Below are 18,334 nucleotides of genomic sequence, written 5' to 3'. Positions count from 1 at the left end.
CGGCCCGTCACCCTTCATCGCGCCGACGAGCCTCCGAGCAGCGCAGCGATCCGGTCGAGCAGTTCCATCGGGCTGAATGGCTTGGTGAGATAGGTGTCGGCCCCGGCTTCACGGCCGGCTTCGATGTCCCGCTGCTGACCGCGCGCGGTCAGCAGGATGACCGGCACCCGTGCGGTCGCCGGCTGCGCACGCAGACGACGGCACATCTCCAGCCCATCCATCGAGCCCGGCATCATCACGTCGAGCAGCACCAGATCCGGCACGTGCTGCTGGATCTTGCTCCAGCCGATGTCGGCGTTCTCGGCCTCGCTCAGTTCGAAGTCGCCGAACTCCAGGGTCATGCGGATGAGCTGACGGATTTCCGGCTGATCTTCGATCACCGCGATGCGGGCCCCCATGTCAGTACGCTCCCCTTACGCGGACTGGGGTGGCACTGCGGACAGGGAACACGTTCATTGCAAGCTCGCCGGAGAGGAATCCGGACAGCTTAACGACGTGAACGCGAATTTGCTTGAGTCGTGTGCGGGAGCGGCCCGCACACGCCGTGTTCAGCCCGCCGCGAACACCAGGATGACCTGATCGACGGCCAGGCTTTCGCCCGCTCCGGCGGACACCTTCTCGACCACGCCGTCGCGCTCGGCACGCAGGATGTTCTCCATCTTCATCGCCTCGATCACCGCCAGCCGCTCGCCGGCCTTGACCGCCTGCCCGGGCTTCACCGCGACCTCGCGCAGCAGGCCGGGCATCGGCGACAGCAGGAAGCGTGACATGTCGGGCGCGGCCTTCACCGGCATGCGCGCCAGCAGTTCGGCCGCACGCTGGCTCATCACCTCGGCGTCAACGCGCACGCCGCGATGCTGCAGCCGGTAGCGCAGGCCGATGCGCTCGACCTGCACGGCAAAGGGCTTGCCGTCCAGTTCGCCGCGATAGACCGGGTCCGACACCTTCCAGTCGGCCACCAGGCGATGCGGCTTGCCGTCGATGCTGACCACGTGGTCGTCGCCGTTGACGTCCAGTTGCACGAAGTGGGCGACGCCGCGCAAGCGCACCACCGCTTCCGGCTTGATGCGGAACTCGTGGCCCGGCATCTGGCCGACGATGCGCGAGGCGCGTTCGTTGTAGCGCTGGTGCACGCTCGCCGCCACCGCCAGCAGCAGCGGCGCGTCCTCGAACTCGGCGGCGGCCGGATCGAAGCCCTGCGGGTACTCCTCGGCGATGAAGGCGGTGGTGAAGCGGCCGGCGGCGAAGCGCTGGTGGCCGAGCACCGACGACACGAAAGCGATGTTGTGGTTCGGGCCACGGATGACGAAGTCGTCCAGTGCGTCGCGCAGGCGGGCGATCGCCTCGTCGCGGGTGCGGCCGTGGCAGATCAGCTTGGCGATCATCGAGTCGTAGTGCATCGACACTTCGCCGCCTTCATAGACGCCGGTATCGACCCGCACCGCGGCCGACTGCGCCGGCGGCCGGTACTTCACCAGCCGGCCGACCGAGGGCAGGAAGCCGCGCGCCGGGTCTTCGGCGCAGATGCGTGCTTCCATCGCCCAACCCTCCAGCTTCACGTCGGCCTGATCGAAAGTGAGCGGCTCACCGGCGGCGACGCGGATCATCTGTTCGACCAGGTCGAGGCCGGTGATCAGTTCGGTCACCGGGTGCTCGACCTGCAGCCGGGTGTTCATTTCGAGGAAGTAGAAGGACTTGTCGCGACCGACCACGAATTCGACCGTGCCGGCCGACTGGTACTGCACCGCCTTCGCCAGCTTCACCGCCTGCTCGCCCATCGCGCGCCGGGTATCGGCGTCGATGAAGGGCGACGGCGCCTCCTCGATCACCTTCTGGTGGCGGCGCTGGATCGAGCACTCGCGCTCGTTCAGGTAGACCACCTTGCCGAAGGCGTCGCCCAGCACCTGGATTTCGATGTGGCGCGGCTCCTCGACGAATTTCTCGATGAACACGCGATCGTCGTTGAAGGCGTTCTTCGCCTCGTTGACGCAGGAGGCGAAGCCCTCGTGCGCCTCGGCGTCGTTGAACGCCACGCGCAGGCCCTTGCCGCCACCGCCGGCGCTGGCCTTGATCATGACCGGGTAGCCGATGCCGCGCGCGATCTCGACCGCGCGCTCCGGGCTTTCGATCGGATCGTTCCAGCCCGGAATGGTGTTCACGCCCGCTTCCTTGGCCAGCTTCTTCGACGCGATCTTGTCGCCCATCGCGGCGATGGCGTGCGTCTTCGGGCCGATGAACACGATGCCTTCGCGCTCCAGCGCCTCGCAGAAGGACTCGTTCTCCGACAGGAAGCCGTAGCCCGGATGCACCGCCTGCGCACCAGTCGCCTTGCAGGCCGCGATGATCTTGTCGGCCACCAGATAGGACTCACGCGCCGGCGCCGGGCCAATGCAGACGGCTTCGTCCGCCAGCTCGACGTGCAGCGCATTGGCATCCGCCTCCGAGTAGACGGCGACGGTGGCGATGCCCATGCGGCGCGCGGTACGAATGACGCGGCAGGCGATCTCGCCGCGGTTCGCGATCAGTATCTTGTCAAACATGGCGGGTCTCCGCGGCGAGATCGCTTCCACACGCTGCGCGTGTGGCGCGAGTAGTGGGGATCGCAGCGCGACCGCGCTGCGAGTCGCCGCGGTTCGCGATCAGTATCTCGTCAAACATGGCAGGTCTCCGAGACGAGGTCGCCCTCACACGCTGCGCGTGTGAGGCGAGTAGTGGGGTTCGCAGCGCGACCGCGCTGCGAGTCGCCGCGGTTCGCGATCAGGATTTTCGTAAACATGCTCAGTGTTCCTCTCGCACCATCACAGCGGAATGTTGCCGTGCTTGCGCCACGGATTCTCGATCTGCTTGTCGCGCAGCATGGCCAGCGAGCGGCAGATGCGCTTGCGCGTCTCGCTCGGCATGATCACGTCGTCGATGAAGCCGCGCTTGCCGGCGATGAAGGGGTTGGCGAACTTCTCGCGGTACTCGGCTTCACGCGCGGTGATCTTGGCCGGGTCGTTCTTCTCTTCGCGGAAGATGATTTCCACCGCGCCCTTCGGCCCCATCACCGCGATTTCCGCACTCGGCCAGGCGAAATTCACGTCGCCGCGCAGATGCTTGGAGCTCATCACGTCGTAGGCGCCGCCGTAGGCCTTGCGCGTGATCACCGTCACCTTGGGCACGGTGCACTCGGCGTAGGCGTAGAGCAGCTTGGCGCCGTGCTTGATGATGCCGCCATACTCCTGCGCGGTGCCCGGCATGAAACCCGGCACGTTGACCAGCGTGATGACCGGAATGTTGAAGGCATCGCAGAAGCGCACGAAGCGCGCCGCCTTGATCGAGCTCTTGATGTCCAGACAGCCGGCCAGCACCAGCGGCTGGTTGGCGACGATGCCGACCGTGCTGCCTTCCATGCGCGCGAAGCCGACCACGATGTTCTTTGCGTAGTCGGGCTGGATCTCGAAGAAGTCGCCGTCGTTGACGATCTTGAGTATCAGCTCCTTCATGTCGTAGGGCTGGTTCGCGTTGGCCGGCACCAGCGTGTCGAGGCTGGGATCGAGGCGGTCGGTCGGGTCGGTGCTCGGACGCACCGGCGGCTTCTCGCGGTTGGACAGCGGCAGGTAATTGAACAGGCGGCGCGTGTACATCAGCGCATCGACGTCGTTCTCGAAGGCCAGATCGGCCACGCCGGACTTGGTGGTGTGCGTGGTGGCGCCGCCGAGGTCCTCTGCGGTGACTTCCTCGTGCGTCACCGTCTTCACCACTTCCGGGCCGGTCACGAACATATAGCTCGAATCGCGCACCATGAAAATGAAGTCGGTCATCGACGGCGAATACACCGCGCCGCCGGCGCACGGGCCCATCACCAGCGAAATCTGCGGAATGACGCCGGAGGCCATCACATTGCGCTGGAACACTTCGGCATAGCCACCGAGCGACGCGACGCCCTCCTGGATGCGGGCGCCGCCCGAATCGTTGAGGCCGATCACCGGCGCGCCCACCTTCATCGCCTGGTCCATCACCTTGCAGATCTTTTCCGCGTGCGACTCGGACAGCGAGCCGCCGAACACGGTGAAGTCCTGCGAGAACACGAACACCAGCCGGCCATTGATGGTGCCGTAGCCGGTCACCACGCCATCGCCCGGCACCGAGTCGTCGGCCATGCCGAAGTCGGTACAGCGGTGCTCCTTGAACATGTCCCACTCTTCGAAACTGCCCTCGTCGAGCAGCACTTCGAGGCGCTCGCGTGCGGTCAGCTTGCCACGCGCGTGCTGCGCGTCGATGCGGCGCTGGCCGCCGCCGAGCCGGGCCTTCTCGCGCTTTTCGTCGAGCTTGCGGATGATGTCTTGCATCGTCAGTCCTCCGTGAATTCAGTCCATCGCCTGCAGCAGCCGCAACGCGGCCGCCGATGCAGGCAAGGTGCCGGCGGCCACCGCCGCGCGGATGTCCGGAAGCGCGGCACGCACCGCCGGATGATGTTCGAAACGATGGCGCAGGCCCTGATCGACCAGCGCCCACATCCAGTCCAGCGCCTGCCGGCTGCGCCGCACCTCCCAGGCGCCGCTGGCCTGCATGGCATCGCGGTAGCGCAGGATGGCCGACCAGAAATCATCCAACCCGGCATGCTTGACCGCCGACACCTTGAGCACCGGCACCGTCCAGTCGGGCGAGGCCGCGCGCAGCAGGTGCAGCGCGCCCTTCATCTGCTGCATTGCGCGCTCGGCCGCGGTTTCATCGAGATCGGCCTTATTGAACACGACCACATCGGCCAGTTCGACGATGCCCTTCTTGATCGCCTGCAGGTCGTCGCCCGCATTGGGCAGCTGCAGCAGCACGAACACGTCGGTCATGCCGGCCACCGCGGTTTCCGACTGACCGACGCCCACCGTCTCGACGATGACCACATCGAAGCCGGCCGCCTCGCACACCAGCATGGCTTCACGCGTGCGCGCCGCCACGCCGCCCAGACTGCCGGCCGACGGTGACGGACGGATGAAGGCGTCCAGGCTTTGCGACAGGTGCTCCATGCGCGTCTTGTCGCCGAGGATGGAGCCGCCGGTGACGGTTGACGACGGATCGATCGCCAGCACCGCCACCTTGTGTCCCTTCGCAATCAAGGCCAGGCCGAGCGCTTCGATGAAGGTGGATTTACCTACGCCGGGCACGCCGGAAATGCCGACGCGGATCGAGCGGCCGGTGCGTGGCAGCAGCGCGCGCAGCACCTCGCCAGCGCGCAGCTGGTGATCGTCGCGCGTCGATTCGATCAGCGTGATGGTCTTGGCCAGCGCGCGGCGCTGGCCGGCCAGTACACCGTCTACGAGCGACTGATCGGACGCGTCGATCACGCGACCTTCGCCCGGATCGCGTCCAGCGTGTCCTTCGCGGCCCTCGGGATCGGCGTGCCCGGACCGAACACGCAGGACACGCCGTGGCCGTACAGTTCGTCGTAGTCCTGCGCCGGGATGACGCCACCGACCACCACCACGATGTCGTCCGCGCCCTGGGCACGGAGAGCGGCGATCAGCTGCGGCACCAGCGTCTTGTGACCGGCCGCCAGCGTCAACACGCCGACCGCATGCACGTCGTTCTCGACCGCCTGCCGCGCGGCTTCTTCCGGCGTCTGGAACAGCGGCGCGATGTCCACGTCGAAGCCGAGGTCGGCGAAGGCAGTAGCGATGACCTTGGCACCGCGGTCGTGGCCGTCCTGGCCCAGCTTGGCGATCAGGATGCGCGGGCGACGGCCTTGCTCTTCGGCAAACTGGCTGACCTCCTCCTTCATCGCACCCCATCCTTCGTCATCGGCCACCACGGACTGATACACGCCACTCACCGCCTGCGTGCTCGCGCGGTGACGACCCCACACCATTTCCAGCGCATCCGACACTTCGCCCACCGTGGCGCGTGCGCGCATCGCGGCGACCGACAGTCCGAGCAGATTGCCCTGACCGGATTCGGCCGCGGCGGTCAGTGCCGCCAGCGCGGCATTCACTGCCGCGGCGTCGCGGCTGGCGCGGATGCGCGCCAGCTGCGCCACCTGCGACTCGCGCACCGCGACATTGTCGATCACCAGCACGTCGAGCGCGTCTTCCTTGTCCAGCCTGTACTTGTTCACGCCGACGATGACGTCGCGGCCGGAGTCGATGCGCGCCTGCTTCTCGGTCGCGCACTTCTCGACCTGCAGCTTGGCCCAGCCCGACTCGACCGCCTTGGTCATGCCGCCCATCTGCTCGACTTCCTCGATGATGGCCCAGGCGTGGTCGGCCATGTCCTGGGTCAGCTTTTCCATCATGTAGCTGCCGGCCCACGGGTCGATCACATTGGTGATGTGCGTCTCTTCCTGCAGGATGAGCTGGGTGTTGCGCGCGATGCGGGCCGAAAATTCGGTCGGCAGCGCGATCGCCTCGTCGAAGCTGTTGGTGTGCAGCGACTGCGTGCCGCCGAACACCGCGGCCATCGCCTCGACCGTGGTGCGCACCACGTTGTTGTACGGGTCCTGCTCGGTGAGTGACCAGCCCGAGGTCTGGCAATGGGTGCGCAGCATCTTGGACTTCGGGCTTTTGGCGCCGAAGCCATCCATGATGCGGCTCCACAGCAGTCGTGCCGCGCGGAGCTTGGCCACTTCCAGATAGAAGTTCATGCCGATGGCGAAGAAGAAGCTCAGTCGCCCGGCGAAGTCGTTGACGTCCATGCCACGCGCCATCGCGGTGCGCACGTATTCCATGCCGTCGGCCAGCGTCAGTGCCAGTTCCAGGCCCTGGGTCGCGCCCGCTTCCTGCATGTGGTAGCCGGAAATCGAGATCGAGTTGAAGCGCGGCATGTTGCGCGCGGTGTATTCGATGATGTCGGCGACGATGCGCATCGACGGCTGGGGCGGATAGATGTAGGTGTTCCGCACCATGAATTCTTTGAGGATGTCGTTCTGGATCGTGCCCGACAGCTGGGCCTGCGGCACGCCCTGTTCCTCGCCGGCAACGATGAAGCCGGCCAGCACCGGCAGCACGGCGCCATTCATCGTCATCGACACGCTGATCTTGTCGAGCGGAATGCCGTCGAACAGGCGCTTCATGTCCTCGACGCTGTCGATCGCCACGCCGGCCTTGCCGACGTCGCCGACCACGCGGGGATTGTCCGAGTCGTAGCCGCGGTGCGTGGCGAGGTCGAACGCGACCGACACGCCCTGGGCGCCGGCGGCCAGCGCCTTGCGATAGAAGTTGTTCGATTCTTCGGCGGTCGAGAAGCCGGCGTACTGGCGGATGGTCCATGGCCGGGCTGCGTACATCGTGGCCTGCGGGCCGCGCACGAAGGGTGCGAAGCCGGGCAGCGTATCGGCGTTGGGCAGACCCTCGACGTCGGCGCGGGTGTAAAGCGCCTTCACCGTCAGGCCTTCCGGCGTTCTCCAGTCCAGGTTGGCGGCGTCGCCGCCGGGCGCGGATTTGGCGGCAGCCTTCAGCCACGCTGCGTATTCAGGGTGGGCGCTGCCCGTCGTGTCGGCCATGGTTCTGTCCTTGCGGATTGCGGGTCGGCGCTGCCGGCACGGCATCGGTCGGATACCGGCTTGACTCAGCGCGCAACGGAGAATACTTTATCCATAATTATGAATGCAAGCGGATGTTGCGTTGCAGAAAACAGGGTCGGTTCCGATCTTTGCCGGCTGGACGCAACCGGCTTTTCGCCCCTCATCCGCGCTCAGCTCGAAACACACACATGAACAGCGAAACCCTGAATCCCTCCGCCGAAGCCATCGCTCCGCGCGCTCTGTATATAGAGGTCGCCGACCGTCTGCGCCGGCTGATCCAGAGTCACGCGATGGCACCCGGCGAGTGGATAGACGAACAGGCGCTCGCCACCCAGTACGGCATTTCGCGCACGCCGCTGCGCGAGGCGCTGAAGGTGCTCGCCACCGAGGGCATGGTGGTGCTGAAGCCGCGCCGCGGCTGCTATGTCGCGCAGATCAGCGGCGGCGACCTGGAAGAGATCTATCCCATCATGGCGCTGCTGGAAGGCGAGTGCGCCGCCGGCGCCGCCCGCCGCGCGTCCGACGCCGACCTGGCCGAACTGGCCGCGCTGCACCAGGCACTGGAAGACAGCGCAGCCGCGCGCGACATCGACCGCTTTTTCGACGCCAACCAGCGCTTCCACCTGCTCATCCACCACATCGCCGGCAACCGCCGCATGGCGCAGATGATCGACGAGCTGCGCGCGGTGCTGAAGCTGCAGCGGCACGACTCGCTCTACCTCGAAGGCCGGCTGGTCGCCTCGTTGGAAGAGCACCGCGTGCTGCTCGCCGCGCTGCAGGCACACGATGCCGAAGCCGCCCGCCGCGCGATGCAGGAACACATCGAAAGCAGCCGCAAGGCGCTGAGCAGCTGAGGTCTACAGAAGGTCTCGCCCCGGACCGAGGCCTGCATCGAAGCCTGCACATCGCGGCCAAGGCCGCTCCCACCGGGAGCGCGCCCGATCCGTGGCCGGAGCCGGGGTTCTGTGGGAGGGGTCTTCCGACCCCGACAGCCGCCGGCACGCGCGTCGCGATTAAAGGGCGGCGCCTACAGTCGCGGCAGCCACGGCCGTAAAGGCGATTGCCCCCTCGCCGGCACCGGCGCAGGATGCATCGCCTTGACCTTCTCCGGGAGTCGCCGTGAAATCCGCTGTTGCCACCGCCTTGCTCGCCCTGTTCATGCCCACCGCGCATGCCCTCGAACTGCTGGTTCCCGCCTACTTCTATCCGGCCGACGATGGCGCGAGCTACTGGCAGACCCTGACCGACTCTGCACCTGGGGTCGGCATCACCGCCATCCTGAATCCGGACAGCGGGCCGGGCAGCACGCTCGACACGAATTACACCGCCGTGGTGGGCAGCCTGCAGGCAGCCGGTGGTCGCGTGATCGGCTATGTGCATACCAGCTACGGCACGCGCAGCGCTGCCATGGTGCGCGCGGAGATCGACCGCTACTACGCGCTGTACGGCGTTGACGGCATCTTCATCGACGAGATGTCGAACGACACGGCGCACCTTGGCTACTACCAGTCGCTGCACGACTACATCCGCGGGCTGGATGGCAGCGGCTTCATCGTCGGCAATCCGGGCACGCAGACCGCTCCGGACTATCTCGCCACCGCCGACGTGCTGGTCACCTTCGAAAGCCCGGCCGCTGAATACACCGGCTACGAGGCGGACGCCTGGACACAGACGCAGGACGCCAGCCGCTTCGCCCACCTGGTCTACGAGGTGCCGGACGCTGCCGCGATGCAGGACGTGATCGCCCGCGCGCGCGCGATGAACGTCGGCCACGTCTATGTCACCGACGACGACATCAGCAACCCATGGGACACGCTGCCGTCCTACTGGGCGGCGCAGACCGCCGCCGTGGCCGCGGTGCCGGAGCCGTCGGCCTGGGCGACGCTGGCAGCCGGCCTCGGCCTGATCGGTGCGCGACTGCGCCGGCGCCGCTGAGGCGCTGGACACGCGGCGCCGGCCGCGAACACAATGGCCTCATGAAACCCCGTGGCCGCCCCTTATGCCGCTGACCCCGACCAAGCGCTGGGTCGTGCTGCGCCACACCGGCCACGGGCACCCGTCTCCGCACCGCCTCATGCGACGCGCCTTGCGCACCCTCTCATTGCGGAGACACCATGAATTTCAGCTTCCGACCCAAGCTTCTAGACACGCTGCCGGCCTATGACCGCGGACAGTTCTCCGGCGACCTGTCGGCCGGCCTGACGGTCGGCGTGCTGGCGCTCCCGCTGGCCATGGCCTTCGCCATCGCCAGCGGCATGTCGCCGACCGCCGGCATCTGGACCGCCATCGTCGCCGGTTTCCTGATTTCGGCGCTCGGCGGTTCAAGGGTGCAGATCGGCGGTCCGACTGGCGCCTTCATTCCCATCATCTACGCCATCGTCGCCGACTACGGCGTACAGAACCTGCTGATCGCAACGATGATGTCCGGCGTCATGCTGCTGGCGATGGGCGCCTTCCGGCTCGGCAGCATGATTCGCTTCATCCCGCTGTCAGTGGTGATCGGCTTCACCAACGGCATCGCCGTCGTCATCTTCATTTCGCAGATCAAGGATTTTCTCGGGCTGAAGATCGACGCGCTGCCGGGCGAGTTCTTCGGCAAGATGCGCGCGCTATTCGACGCGCTGCCCACGCTGGACCTGCCGACGCTGTCGCTGTCGCTCGCCTCGCTGGCCGTGCTGCTGGGCTGGAACCGGGTGGCGAAGGACATCGCCTGGATGCGCCGGCTGCCCGGGCCGCTGGCGGTGCTGGTGATCGCCACCGCGGCCAACGCGCTGCTGCAGCTTCCGGTCGACACCATAGGCAGCCGCTTCGGCGGCATTCCACGCGAACTGCCGGACATCGGCCTGCCGGCACTGTCGCTCGGCCTGCTCGGCAAACTGATCGCACCGGCGCTGGCGATCGCGCTGCTCGGCGCCATCGAATCGCTGCTGTCGGCGCGCGTGGCCGATGCACAGATCGACGACCGGCACGACCCGAACCAGGAACTGATGGCGCAGGGCATCGCCAATGTCGCCGCCCCGCTGTTCGGCGGCTTCGCCGCCACCGGCGCCATCGCGCGTACCGCCACCAATGTGCGCACCGGCGGACGCACGCCGGTGGCCGGCATGCTGCACGCGGGCGTACTGCTCGCCATCGTGCTGGCGGCCGCACCGCTGGCCGCGCACATCCCGCTCGCCACGCTGTCGGCCATCGTCGTTGTGGTGTCGGTCAACATGGGCGAATGGCACGCCTTCGCGCCGTCGGAACTGCGCCGCTATTCGGCGCCCTACCGCACCATCCTGCTCGCCACCTTCTTCGTCACCGTGGTATTCGACCTGACGCTGGCGGTGGAACTGGGCATGGTGCTCGCCAGCCTGTTCTTCATCTACCGCATGTCCGACCTGACGCGCATCGAGCGCCTGCCACTGGAAGAGCACTACGGCGTCGGGGCACTCAGCCGCGCCGACGGCACGCCGCGCATCCTCGCCTACCGGCTGACCGGTTCGCTGTTCTTCGGTGCCGCCAACAAGCTGGAAAACCTGCTGCTGATGCAGGACGGCCACCCTGACGCGGTCATCCTCGATCTGGAAAAGGTGATCAGCATCGACACCACCGGCCTCGACATCCTGCAGACGCTGCAGCGCAATCTCGCGCGGCGCGGCGCCACATTGGTCCTGTGCGACCTGAACGACCAGCCGGCCTCGCTGATCCGCCGCTCCGGCTTCGCCGCGCGGCTCGGCGAAGACAACATCGCCGGCAACCTGACCGATGCACTGCTGCGTGCGCAGTCGGCAAACGCCACGACACCTCCGGTCAGCTACACCTGAGACGCCGTCCTTTCCATCCACTCTCGCAGCAGCACTGCACCTCTCCCGAACATCACCATGCCAGTCAACTACGCGCGCTTTCTCATCGGTCGTCGAAGAACCGTCGCGGGCAACAGGCAGCTGGGCTGGGTACTCGCTTTCGTCGCGGGTGCAATCAATGCCGGCGGCTTCCTGGCCGTTCAGCAGTACACCTCGCATGTGACCGGCATCGTTTCGGCGCTGGCAGACAACGTCGCACTGGGTCAGACGGCGCTGGTCGTTGACGCCATCGTGGCCATCGTTGCCTTTCTCGCTGGCGCAATGTGTTGCGCGTTGATGGTCAACTTCGCTCGCAACCGCCGCATGTCGAGCGAGTATGCGCTGCCGCTTCTTTTCGAAGCGGTCCTCATCCTGTGCTTCGGTCTGCTTGGTTCACGGCTGTACGAGTACGAGGCACTGCTTCTGCCTTTTACGGTGATTCTGCTGTGCTTCATGATGGGACTCCAAAACGCGATAGTCACCAAACTGTCGAATGCGGTCATCCGCACGACGCACATGACCGGCATCGTCACGGATCTGGGTATCGAGATGGGCAAACTGCTCTACTGGAATCGCCAGCCGGATCCGTCGCTCCACATTCGCGCCGACAGGGAGCGACTGCTCGTACTGTCCGGGCTGCTCGCGAGCTTTCTGTCGGGCGCACTGTCCGGCGCATTCGGCTTCAAACACCTGGGTTACCTGTTCACACTGCCCATGGCCTTGCTGCTTGCGATCATGGCGCTGGTACCGGCATTCGACGACCTGCGCAGTAAGCACGACTCCAAGCTCTGAAGTCACTGGACGGCAATCGGGCTCGGGGCATCGCTGCTGTCGGGTTCCATGCCCCGATACGTCGTTCACCGTATTGGCGTCGTCGGCGGCATTCGCAGAATGGGAAGTCTTGAAACTTCTCTTCCACCCATTCAGCAGCGGAGGCCAGTCATGCACCACGGGGACATTTCGAGCAGCAAGGACACGGTCGGCGTCGCCGTCGTCAATTACAAGATGCCGCGCCTGCACACCAAGGCCGAGGTGCTGGACAACGCGCGCAAGATCGCCGACATGATCGTCGGCATGAAGTCCGGCCTGCCCGGCCTCGACCTGGTCATCTTCCCGGAGTACAGCACGCACGGGATCATGTACGACTCGAAGGAGATGTACGACACGGCTTCGGCGATCCCCGGCGAGGAAACGGCCATCTTCGCGGCCGCCTGCAAGAAGGCCAAGGTGTGGGGCGTGTTTTCGCTGACCGGCGAACGGCACGAGGAACACCCGAACAAGGCGCCGTACAACACGCTCATCCTGATGAACGACCAGGGCGAGATCGTCCAGAAGTACCGCAAGATCATGCCCTGGGTGCCGATCGAGGGCTGGTATCCGGGCGACTGCACCTACGTGTCGGACGGTCCGAAGGGCCTGAAGGTGAGCCTCATCATCTGCGACGACGGCAACTACCCGGAAATCTGGCGCGATTGCGCGATGAAGGGCGCCGAACTGATCGTGCGCTGCCAGGGCTACATGTACCCGGCCAAGGACCAGCAGGTGACGATGGCGAAAGCCATGGCCTTCGCCAACAACTGCTATGTCGCGGTCGCCAACGCGGCCGGTTTCGACGGCGTCTACACCTACTTCGGCCACTCGGCCATCGTCGGCTTCGACGGCCGCACGCTGGGCGAATGCGGCGAGGAGGAAATGGGCATGCAGTACGCCGCGCTGTCCAAGAGCCTGATCCGCGACTTCCGCAAGAACGGCCAGTCGGAAAACCACCTGTTCAAGCTGCTGCACCGCGGCTACACCGGGCTGATCAATTCGCGCGAAGGCGACAAGGGCGTGGCCACCTGCCCCTACGACTTCTACTCGAAGTGGATCAACGATCCGGAAGGCACGCGCAAGGCGGTCGAAGCCTTCACGCGCGACACCGTCGGCACCGAGGAATGCCCGATCGAAGGCCTGCCCAACCCGTCTACCGTCGGTCACAAATGAAGTTGCACGACCCGGTGACGCCGGACGACGCGCTGGCCGACTGGCGCATCCGGGACGAACCCTGGTATGCGCCGGTCGGCGGCGAGATCGCCGCCTTCGAGGCGGCGCACGCGCGCGGCCTGCCGCTGATGCTGAAAGGCCCGACCGGTTGCGGCAAGACGCGCTTCGTCGAGCATATGGCGTGGCGGCTGGGCCTGCCGCTGATCACCGTCGCCTGCCACGAAGATCTGTCGGCCGGCGACCTGATCGGCCGCTTCCTGCTCGACGCCGGCGGCACGCGCTGGCAGGACGGTCCGCTCACCCGTGCGGTGCGCTTCGGCGCGATCTGCTACCTCGACGAACTGGTGGAAGCACGCGCCGACACCACGGTGCTCATCCACCCGCTGACCGACGCGCGCCGCCAGCTGCCGCTGGCCGCCACCGGCGAACTGCTGCACGCGCATCCGGATTTCCGCCTGGTCGTGTCCTACAACCCGGGTTACCACGGCGTGCACAAGACGCTGAAGGCATCGACCCGGCAGCGCTTCACCGCGCTCGAATTCGGCTACCCGGATCCGGCACGCGAAGCGGCCATCGTGATGCACGAATCCGGCGTTGACGTTGTCATCGCGAAACAACTGGTGACACTGGCCGAGCACACGCGCCGGCTGGCCGGCGACGAACTGGACGAGGGCGCCTCGACCCGCATGCTCATTCACGCCGGCCTGCTGATCGCCGAGGGGCTGGCGCCGCGCGCCGCTTGCCAGCAGGCCATCGCGGTGCCGCTGTCCGACGACCCGGAAGTCGGTCAGGCGCTGGCCGCCATGGTCGATGCCTGCATCGCCTGAATCCGCGCTGGCAGACAGCCGGCCGCTGGGCATCTACCTGGACGCGCTGTGGGCAGTGCAGCCGCGGCTGACGACGCTCGCGACGCCGGACGACCGCCCGCGCGCGGTCCTGTCGCGCGCCGGCACGCGGCCGGTGCTGCATCTGCCGCCGGACGACGCGTTGCTCACCCGCGCCCGCGCCGCCCACGCGGCCGCGCACCTCGCATATGGCGGCGCAGCGCAGCCGCGCGCGAAACTGAAGCCGATACAGCGCGTGCTGCTGGAAACGCTGGAGGACGCCCGAGTCGAATGGCTGGCGATGCGGGACCTGCCGGGCCTGCGCACGCTGTGGGCGCCCTTCCACGTCGCCGGTCCGGACGACGGCAACGGCTTCGACGCGCTGCTGGTGCGGCTGGCGCACGCGTTGTTCGACCCGGTGCATGCCGACGGCCACGCCTGGATCGCCAAGGTGCGCCGGCTGTTCTTCACAGCCGATGGCACGCTCGCGCTCGACACGCCGCAACGGCTACGCGAGGCGGCATCGCGGCTGGGCAACGACATCGGCCAGATGCGCCTGAATTTCAATGCCGCCGGCTGGCGGGTCGAACCGGCCTACCGCGACGACAACCACCACCTGTGGATCGCCGACGACAGCCTGCCGCCGTCCGCCACGCCGCTCGAACGCGAGGAGGCCGACAGCCACGGCAGCGGTCACGACGACAAGAACGTGACGGCGGAACGTCCGCCGCCGCAGGCGACCGGCGGCGCCGATCAGGGTGAAGGCGGTGCCACCGCGCTGTGGTCGGAAGCGCCGCTGCGCATGCTGAAGTACCCGGAGTGGGATCGCCTGATCACGCGACTGCGGCCGGACTGGTGCACGGTGATCGAGAGCCGCCCGCTCGAAGCCGACGCCACAGCAGTGCGTGCGCGACTGCAGGCGCAGGTCCGCCGGCTGCCCGCCGCGCAGCGTCACTCAGCGGGGCGTCCGGGCAGCGGCCGTGAGCGCGACGGCGAAACGCTGCACACCGAGGCGCTGATCGAGGCGGGCATCGCGCTACGCACACGCACGCGGCCACCGTCCCGGCTTTTTCGCGCGGCGCGCCCGACGGACAGCGGCCGCGACCTGCTGCTGCTCATCGATGCGTCCGCCTCCACCGCACAGCCCTGCGCGGATGGCCGGCCACTGCTCGACCACCTGCGCGACGCCGCCTTGCTGGCCGCGCACGCACTCGAGCGCGACGCCCACACCGTCCGCGTGTGGGCGTTTGCGTCCGACACCCGTCACCGCGTGCGCGTGCAGCACCTTAAGGACGAACACGACGGCGCGCTGGACCTGCGCGTGTGCGCCCGCGCCGCCGGGCTGCGCAGTCACGGCTCGACCCGCATCGGCGCCGCGCTGCGTCACGCCGCCGCCCATGCGCGGGGCGAGCGGCCGCTGATCGTGCTGCTGACCGACGGCGAACCGCACGACATCGACGTGCACGACCCGCGCTATCTGCTGGAGGATGTGAAGCAGGCGGTACGCGAAGCGCGCCACGCCGGGGTGACGACACAGTGCGTGCACGTCGGCCCGGCCGCGCCTGCAGGCCTGCGCAGTGTCTTCGACGCCGGCCGCTGCATCGCGGCCGATCCGCGACGCATCGTCAACGTGCTGCTGTCCGGCCTGCGGCGTGGCTGACCCGCGAGTCTGACCAGCGACAGCGTCCGCTGGCACAATCGCGCCTCCGTACGATCGCGCACGCCCATGTTCCACATCGTCCTGTACCAGCCCGAAATTCCGCCCAACACCGGCAACGTGATGCGCCTGTGCGCCAACGGCGGTTTCCGCCTGCACCTGGTGAAGCCGCTCGGCTTCGACATCAGCGACAAGCACCTGAAGCGCGCCGGCATGGATTACCGCGACCTGATCAACGTGACGGTGCATGAGGACTGGGCGGCGCTGTCGGCCGCACTCGCGCTGCAGCCTGACGACGGCCGGCTGTACGCGCTGAGCACGCGCGGACGGGTGGCGCACACGACGCCTCAGTATCGTGCCGGCGACATCTTCCTGTTCGGTCAGGAAACCGCCGGACTGCCGGGCAGCCTGCTCGACACGGTGCCGGCGGCGCAGCGCCTGCGCATTCCGATGCGACCCGACTGTCGCAGCCTGAATCTGAGCAATTCGGTCGCCATCGTCGCCTACGAGGCGTGGCGACAGCACGGCTTCGACGGCGCGCTTCAGCCGGACTGAGCGCCCGGCTGCAGGGCGCCGAGGTTGACGTCGTCGGCGCGTTCGAGCACTGCTTCCTGTTCCACCTTGGGGTCGCGCGCCAGCAGCCGCTCGGCCGCCTGCGCCGCGCTGAGGCGGCCGTCGAGCACGTCGGCGACGGCGCGCGTGATCGGCATGTCAACGCCCATGCGACGCGCCAGCGCAGCGGCTTCGCGTGCGGTTGACACCCCTTCGGCGACGTGGCCCAGTTTCTGCAGCACCGCATCGAGCGACAGGCCTTCGGCCAGCATCAGGCCGACGCGACGGTTGCGCGACAGGTCGCCGGTGCAGGTCAGTATCAGGTCGCCCATGCCGGCCAGGCCCATGAAGGTGATGCCGTGGCCGCCCAGCGCTTCGCCGAGGCGGGCGATCTCGGCCAGGCCGCGGGTGATCAGCGCGGCGCGCGCGTTGAGCCCGAAACCGAGACCGTCGCAGACGCCGGTGGCGATGGCGAGCACGTTCTTGACCGCACCACCGACCTCGACGCCGGTCAGATCGTCCTGCGCGTACAGGCGCAGCCGCGGGCTGTGCAGCTCGGCGGCGATGCGGGAGGCGAAAGCGAGGTCGTTGCTGGCGACGGTGATCGCGGTCGGCTGGCCGCGCGCCACCTCGACCGCGAAGCTGGGGCCGCTCAGCGCGCCGCGGCTGACCGTCTCCGGCAATACCTCAGCCGCCACCGCATGCGGCAGCAGGCCGGTGCCCGCCTCGAAACCCTTGCACGCCCACAGCACGGCCGGCACACCGGACGCGGCGACGGCACGCAGCGCGTCGCGCAGACCGGCAATCGGCGTGGCGATCAGCGCGAGTTCGCAGCCGGAAAGCGCGTGCGCGATGTCGGCGTCGATGCGGATGCTGTCGGGCAGCGCGATCTCGGGCAGGTAGCGCTCGTTGCGACGCGACGCGCGCAGCGCCTGCGCGTGCGACGCGTCGCGCGTCCACAGGGTGACGTCGTGATCGGCCGCGTAGGCGACGGCCAGCGCGGTGCCCCAGGCACCGGCGCCGAGGACGGCGATCTTCATGCGCGGCGATCGGGGCTCACAGGCCCCACACCTGGCCGATGCGGACAAAGCCGCTCTGGCCGTCACGGTGCTTCACGCGCGCCCAGCCGGCCGGCGCGGGTTCCGACACCGGTTCGAGCAGCACGCGGCGCTCGGCTTCGAACACCAGCGGCGCGTTGTCCTCCGGCTTGGCCAGGACGCGCGCCTTGTTGACGCTGACGATGACGGTGCGCTGCGGCGACAGCGCCGACGATTCGACCCAGGCGAGCATGCCGCCTGGCTCGCGCACCTTGACCCAGCCGGCTTGCGTACGCACGACTTCGACCGGCGTCTGGCGCGCGATCACGTACTGCTGGCGCGCCTGCTTCGACGGCGCGTCGTACATGACGGCGACGTCGGCAAGCGAGCGATATTCGAGCCCCGCCGCCTGGGCGGCCGGGGCGATGGCGAAGGCGGCCAGCGCCGCCAGCGCGATGCGCTTCATCACTGAACCGTCGGCGCGCCGTCCTGGCCGGCTGCGGCCTGCTGCGCGCGCTGCTGGTAGAGCGCTTCGAAGTTGACCGGCGCCAGCACGACCGGCGGGAAGCCGGCGCGGTTCACCGCATCCGACACGCTTTCGCGGGCGTACGGGAACAGGATGTTCGGGCAGGCGATGCCGAGGATGGGCTGCAGGTCTTCCTGCGGCACGTTGCGGATCTGGAAGATGCCGGCCTGACGCACTTCGACCAGGAACATCGTCTTCTCGCCGATCTTGGCGGTGACGGTGACGGTCAGCGTCACGTCGAACACGCCGTCCTGCACCGCCTTGCCTTCCGTCTGCAGCTGGATCTGCACGTTCGGGTTTTCGCGGGTGAGGAAGATTTCCGGGGCGTTCGGGACTTCGAGCGACAGGTCCTTCACGTAGACCTTCTCGATGGAGAACACCGGGCCCTGGGGCTGTTGGGGTTGCACTGCTTCGTCGGCCATTTTTCGCTTCTCGG

16 protein-coding genes are annotated in these 18,334 nt (G+C 67.5%); 8 read left to right on the top strand and 8 right to left on the bottom strand.

Annotated features, from left to right (window positions below; all coding sequences use genetic code 11):
* Positions 1-14: 14 nt before the first annotated feature.
* The 5 genes from ACQ66H_RS01610 to scpA all read right to left on the bottom strand — a co-directional run bounded on the left by ACQ66H_RS01610 (position 15) and on the right by scpA (position 7,474).
* Positions 15-398, bottom strand: a complete 384-nt coding sequence (locus tag ACQ66H_RS01610) for a response regulator transcription factor (RefSeq protein ID WP_304013001.1) — start codon at positions 396-398, stop codon at positions 15-17.
* Positions 399-548: 150 nt separating this feature from the next.
* Positions 549-2,540 carry an acetyl-CoA carboxylase biotin carboxylase subunit gene (locus tag ACQ66H_RS01605; protein ID WP_430432532.1) on the bottom strand — a complete coding sequence of 664 codons (1,992 nt, stop codon included), beginning with the start codon at positions 2,538-2,540 and terminating at the stop codon, positions 549-551.
* A 258-nt stretch (positions 2,541-2,798) separates the two neighbouring features.
* Positions 2,799-4,331: an acyl-CoA carboxylase subunit beta gene (locus ACQ66H_RS01600; protein WP_430432531.1), complete on the bottom strand. Its 1,533-nt coding sequence runs from the start codon at positions 4,329-4,331 to the stop codon at positions 2,799-2,801.
* Positions 4,332-4,349: 18 nt separating this feature from the next.
* Entirely contained in the window at positions 4,350-5,324 is a 975-nt protein-coding gene (meaB, locus tag ACQ66H_RS01595; RefSeq protein WP_430432530.1) for a methylmalonyl Co-A mutase-associated GTPase MeaB, read from the bottom strand.
* Positions 5,321-7,474, bottom strand: a complete 2,154-nt coding sequence (gene scpA, locus ACQ66H_RS01590; protein ID WP_430432529.1) for a methylmalonyl-CoA mutase — start codon at positions 7,472-7,474, stop codon at positions 5,321-5,323. Before scpA ends, meaB begins: the two co-directional genes overlap by 4 nt.
* Positions 7,475-7,683: 209 nt before the next feature.
* Here scpA and ACQ66H_RS01585 point away from each other — a divergent pair, with 209 nt between their 5' ends.
* The 8 genes from ACQ66H_RS01585 (at position 7,684) to ACQ66H_RS01550 (ending at position 16,338) form a co-directional block, all read left to right on the top strand.
* Positions 7,684-8,349, top strand: coding sequence for a GntR family transcriptional regulator (locus ACQ66H_RS01585; protein ID WP_430432528.1), 666 nt, complete (start codon positions 7,684-7,686; stop codon positions 8,347-8,349).
* 265 nt (positions 8,350-8,614) lie between these two features.
* Positions 8,615-9,430: a spherulation-specific family 4 protein gene (locus tag ACQ66H_RS01580; protein WP_430432527.1), complete on the top strand. Its 816-nt coding sequence runs from the start codon at positions 8,615-8,617 to the stop codon at positions 9,428-9,430.
* A gap of 179 nt (positions 9,431-9,609) precedes the next feature.
* The gene (locus ACQ66H_RS01575; RefSeq protein ID WP_430432526.1) at positions 9,610-11,301 is read left to right on the top strand and encodes a SulP family inorganic anion transporter; all 1,692 of its coding nucleotides are present in this window, start codon (positions 9,610-9,612) and stop codon (positions 11,299-11,301) included.
* Positions 11,302-11,358: 57 nt separating this feature from the next.
* Entirely contained in the window at positions 11,359-12,111 is a 753-nt protein-coding gene (locus ACQ66H_RS01570; protein ID WP_430432525.1) for a YoaK family protein, read from the top strand.
* Positions 12,112-12,261: 150 nt separating this feature from the next.
* The gene (locus ACQ66H_RS01565) at positions 12,262-13,302 is read left to right on the top strand and encodes an aliphatic amidase (protein ID WP_019915738.1); all 1,041 of its coding nucleotides are present in this window, start codon (positions 12,262-12,264) and stop codon (positions 13,300-13,302) included.
* Complete coding sequence (locus ACQ66H_RS01560) at positions 13,299-14,129, top strand: CbbQ/NirQ/NorQ/GpvN family protein (protein WP_430432524.1); 831 nt, start codon at positions 13,299-13,301, stop codon at positions 14,127-14,129. Before ACQ66H_RS01565 ends, ACQ66H_RS01560 begins: the two co-directional genes overlap by 4 nt.
* Complete coding sequence (locus ACQ66H_RS01555) at positions 14,113-15,786, top strand: nitric oxide reductase activation protein NorD (protein ID WP_430432523.1); 1,674 nt, start codon at positions 14,113-14,115, stop codon at positions 15,784-15,786. The genes ACQ66H_RS01560 and ACQ66H_RS01555 overlap by 17 nt, the downstream gene beginning before the upstream one ends.
* Before the next feature lie 66 nt (positions 15,787-15,852).
* On the top strand, positions 15,853-16,338 hold the full coding sequence (locus ACQ66H_RS01550; protein ID WP_304013377.1) for a tRNA (cytidine(34)-2'-O)-methyltransferase: 486 nt from the start codon (positions 15,853-15,855) through the stop codon (positions 16,336-16,338).
* On the opposite strand, the gene ACQ66H_RS01545 is transcribed toward ACQ66H_RS01550, so the two are convergent.
* From ACQ66H_RS01545 to secB, 3 genes are read right to left on the bottom strand one after another with little or no spacing between them, the layout of a single operon-like run.
* Positions 16,326-17,423 carry an NAD(P)H-dependent glycerol-3-phosphate dehydrogenase gene (locus ACQ66H_RS01545; protein ID WP_430432522.1) on the bottom strand — a complete coding sequence of 366 codons (1,098 nt, stop codon included), beginning with the start codon at positions 17,421-17,423 and terminating at the stop codon, positions 16,326-16,328. The two genes, ACQ66H_RS01550 and ACQ66H_RS01545, sit on opposite strands and share 13 nt — an antisense overlap.
* The gene (locus ACQ66H_RS01540; protein WP_430432521.1) at positions 17,392-17,838 is read right to left on the bottom strand and encodes an SH3 domain-containing protein; all 447 of its coding nucleotides are present in this window, start codon (positions 17,836-17,838) and stop codon (positions 17,392-17,394) included. The genes ACQ66H_RS01545 and ACQ66H_RS01540 overlap by 32 nt, the downstream gene beginning before the upstream one ends.
* Positions 17,838-18,320: a protein-export chaperone SecB gene (secB, locus tag ACQ66H_RS01535; protein WP_019915744.1), complete on the bottom strand. Its 483-nt coding sequence runs from the start codon at positions 18,318-18,320 to the stop codon at positions 17,838-17,840. The genes ACQ66H_RS01540 and secB overlap by 1 nt, the downstream gene beginning before the upstream one ends.
* Positions 18,321-18,334 lie beyond the last annotated feature (14 nt).

Source organism: Methyloversatilis sp. (assembly GCF_965284615.1).
Classification (GTDB): Bacteria; Pseudomonadota; Gammaproteobacteria; order Burkholderiales; family Rhodocyclaceae; genus Methyloversatilis.
This window is presented reverse-complemented; position numbering and strand designations above follow the sequence as displayed.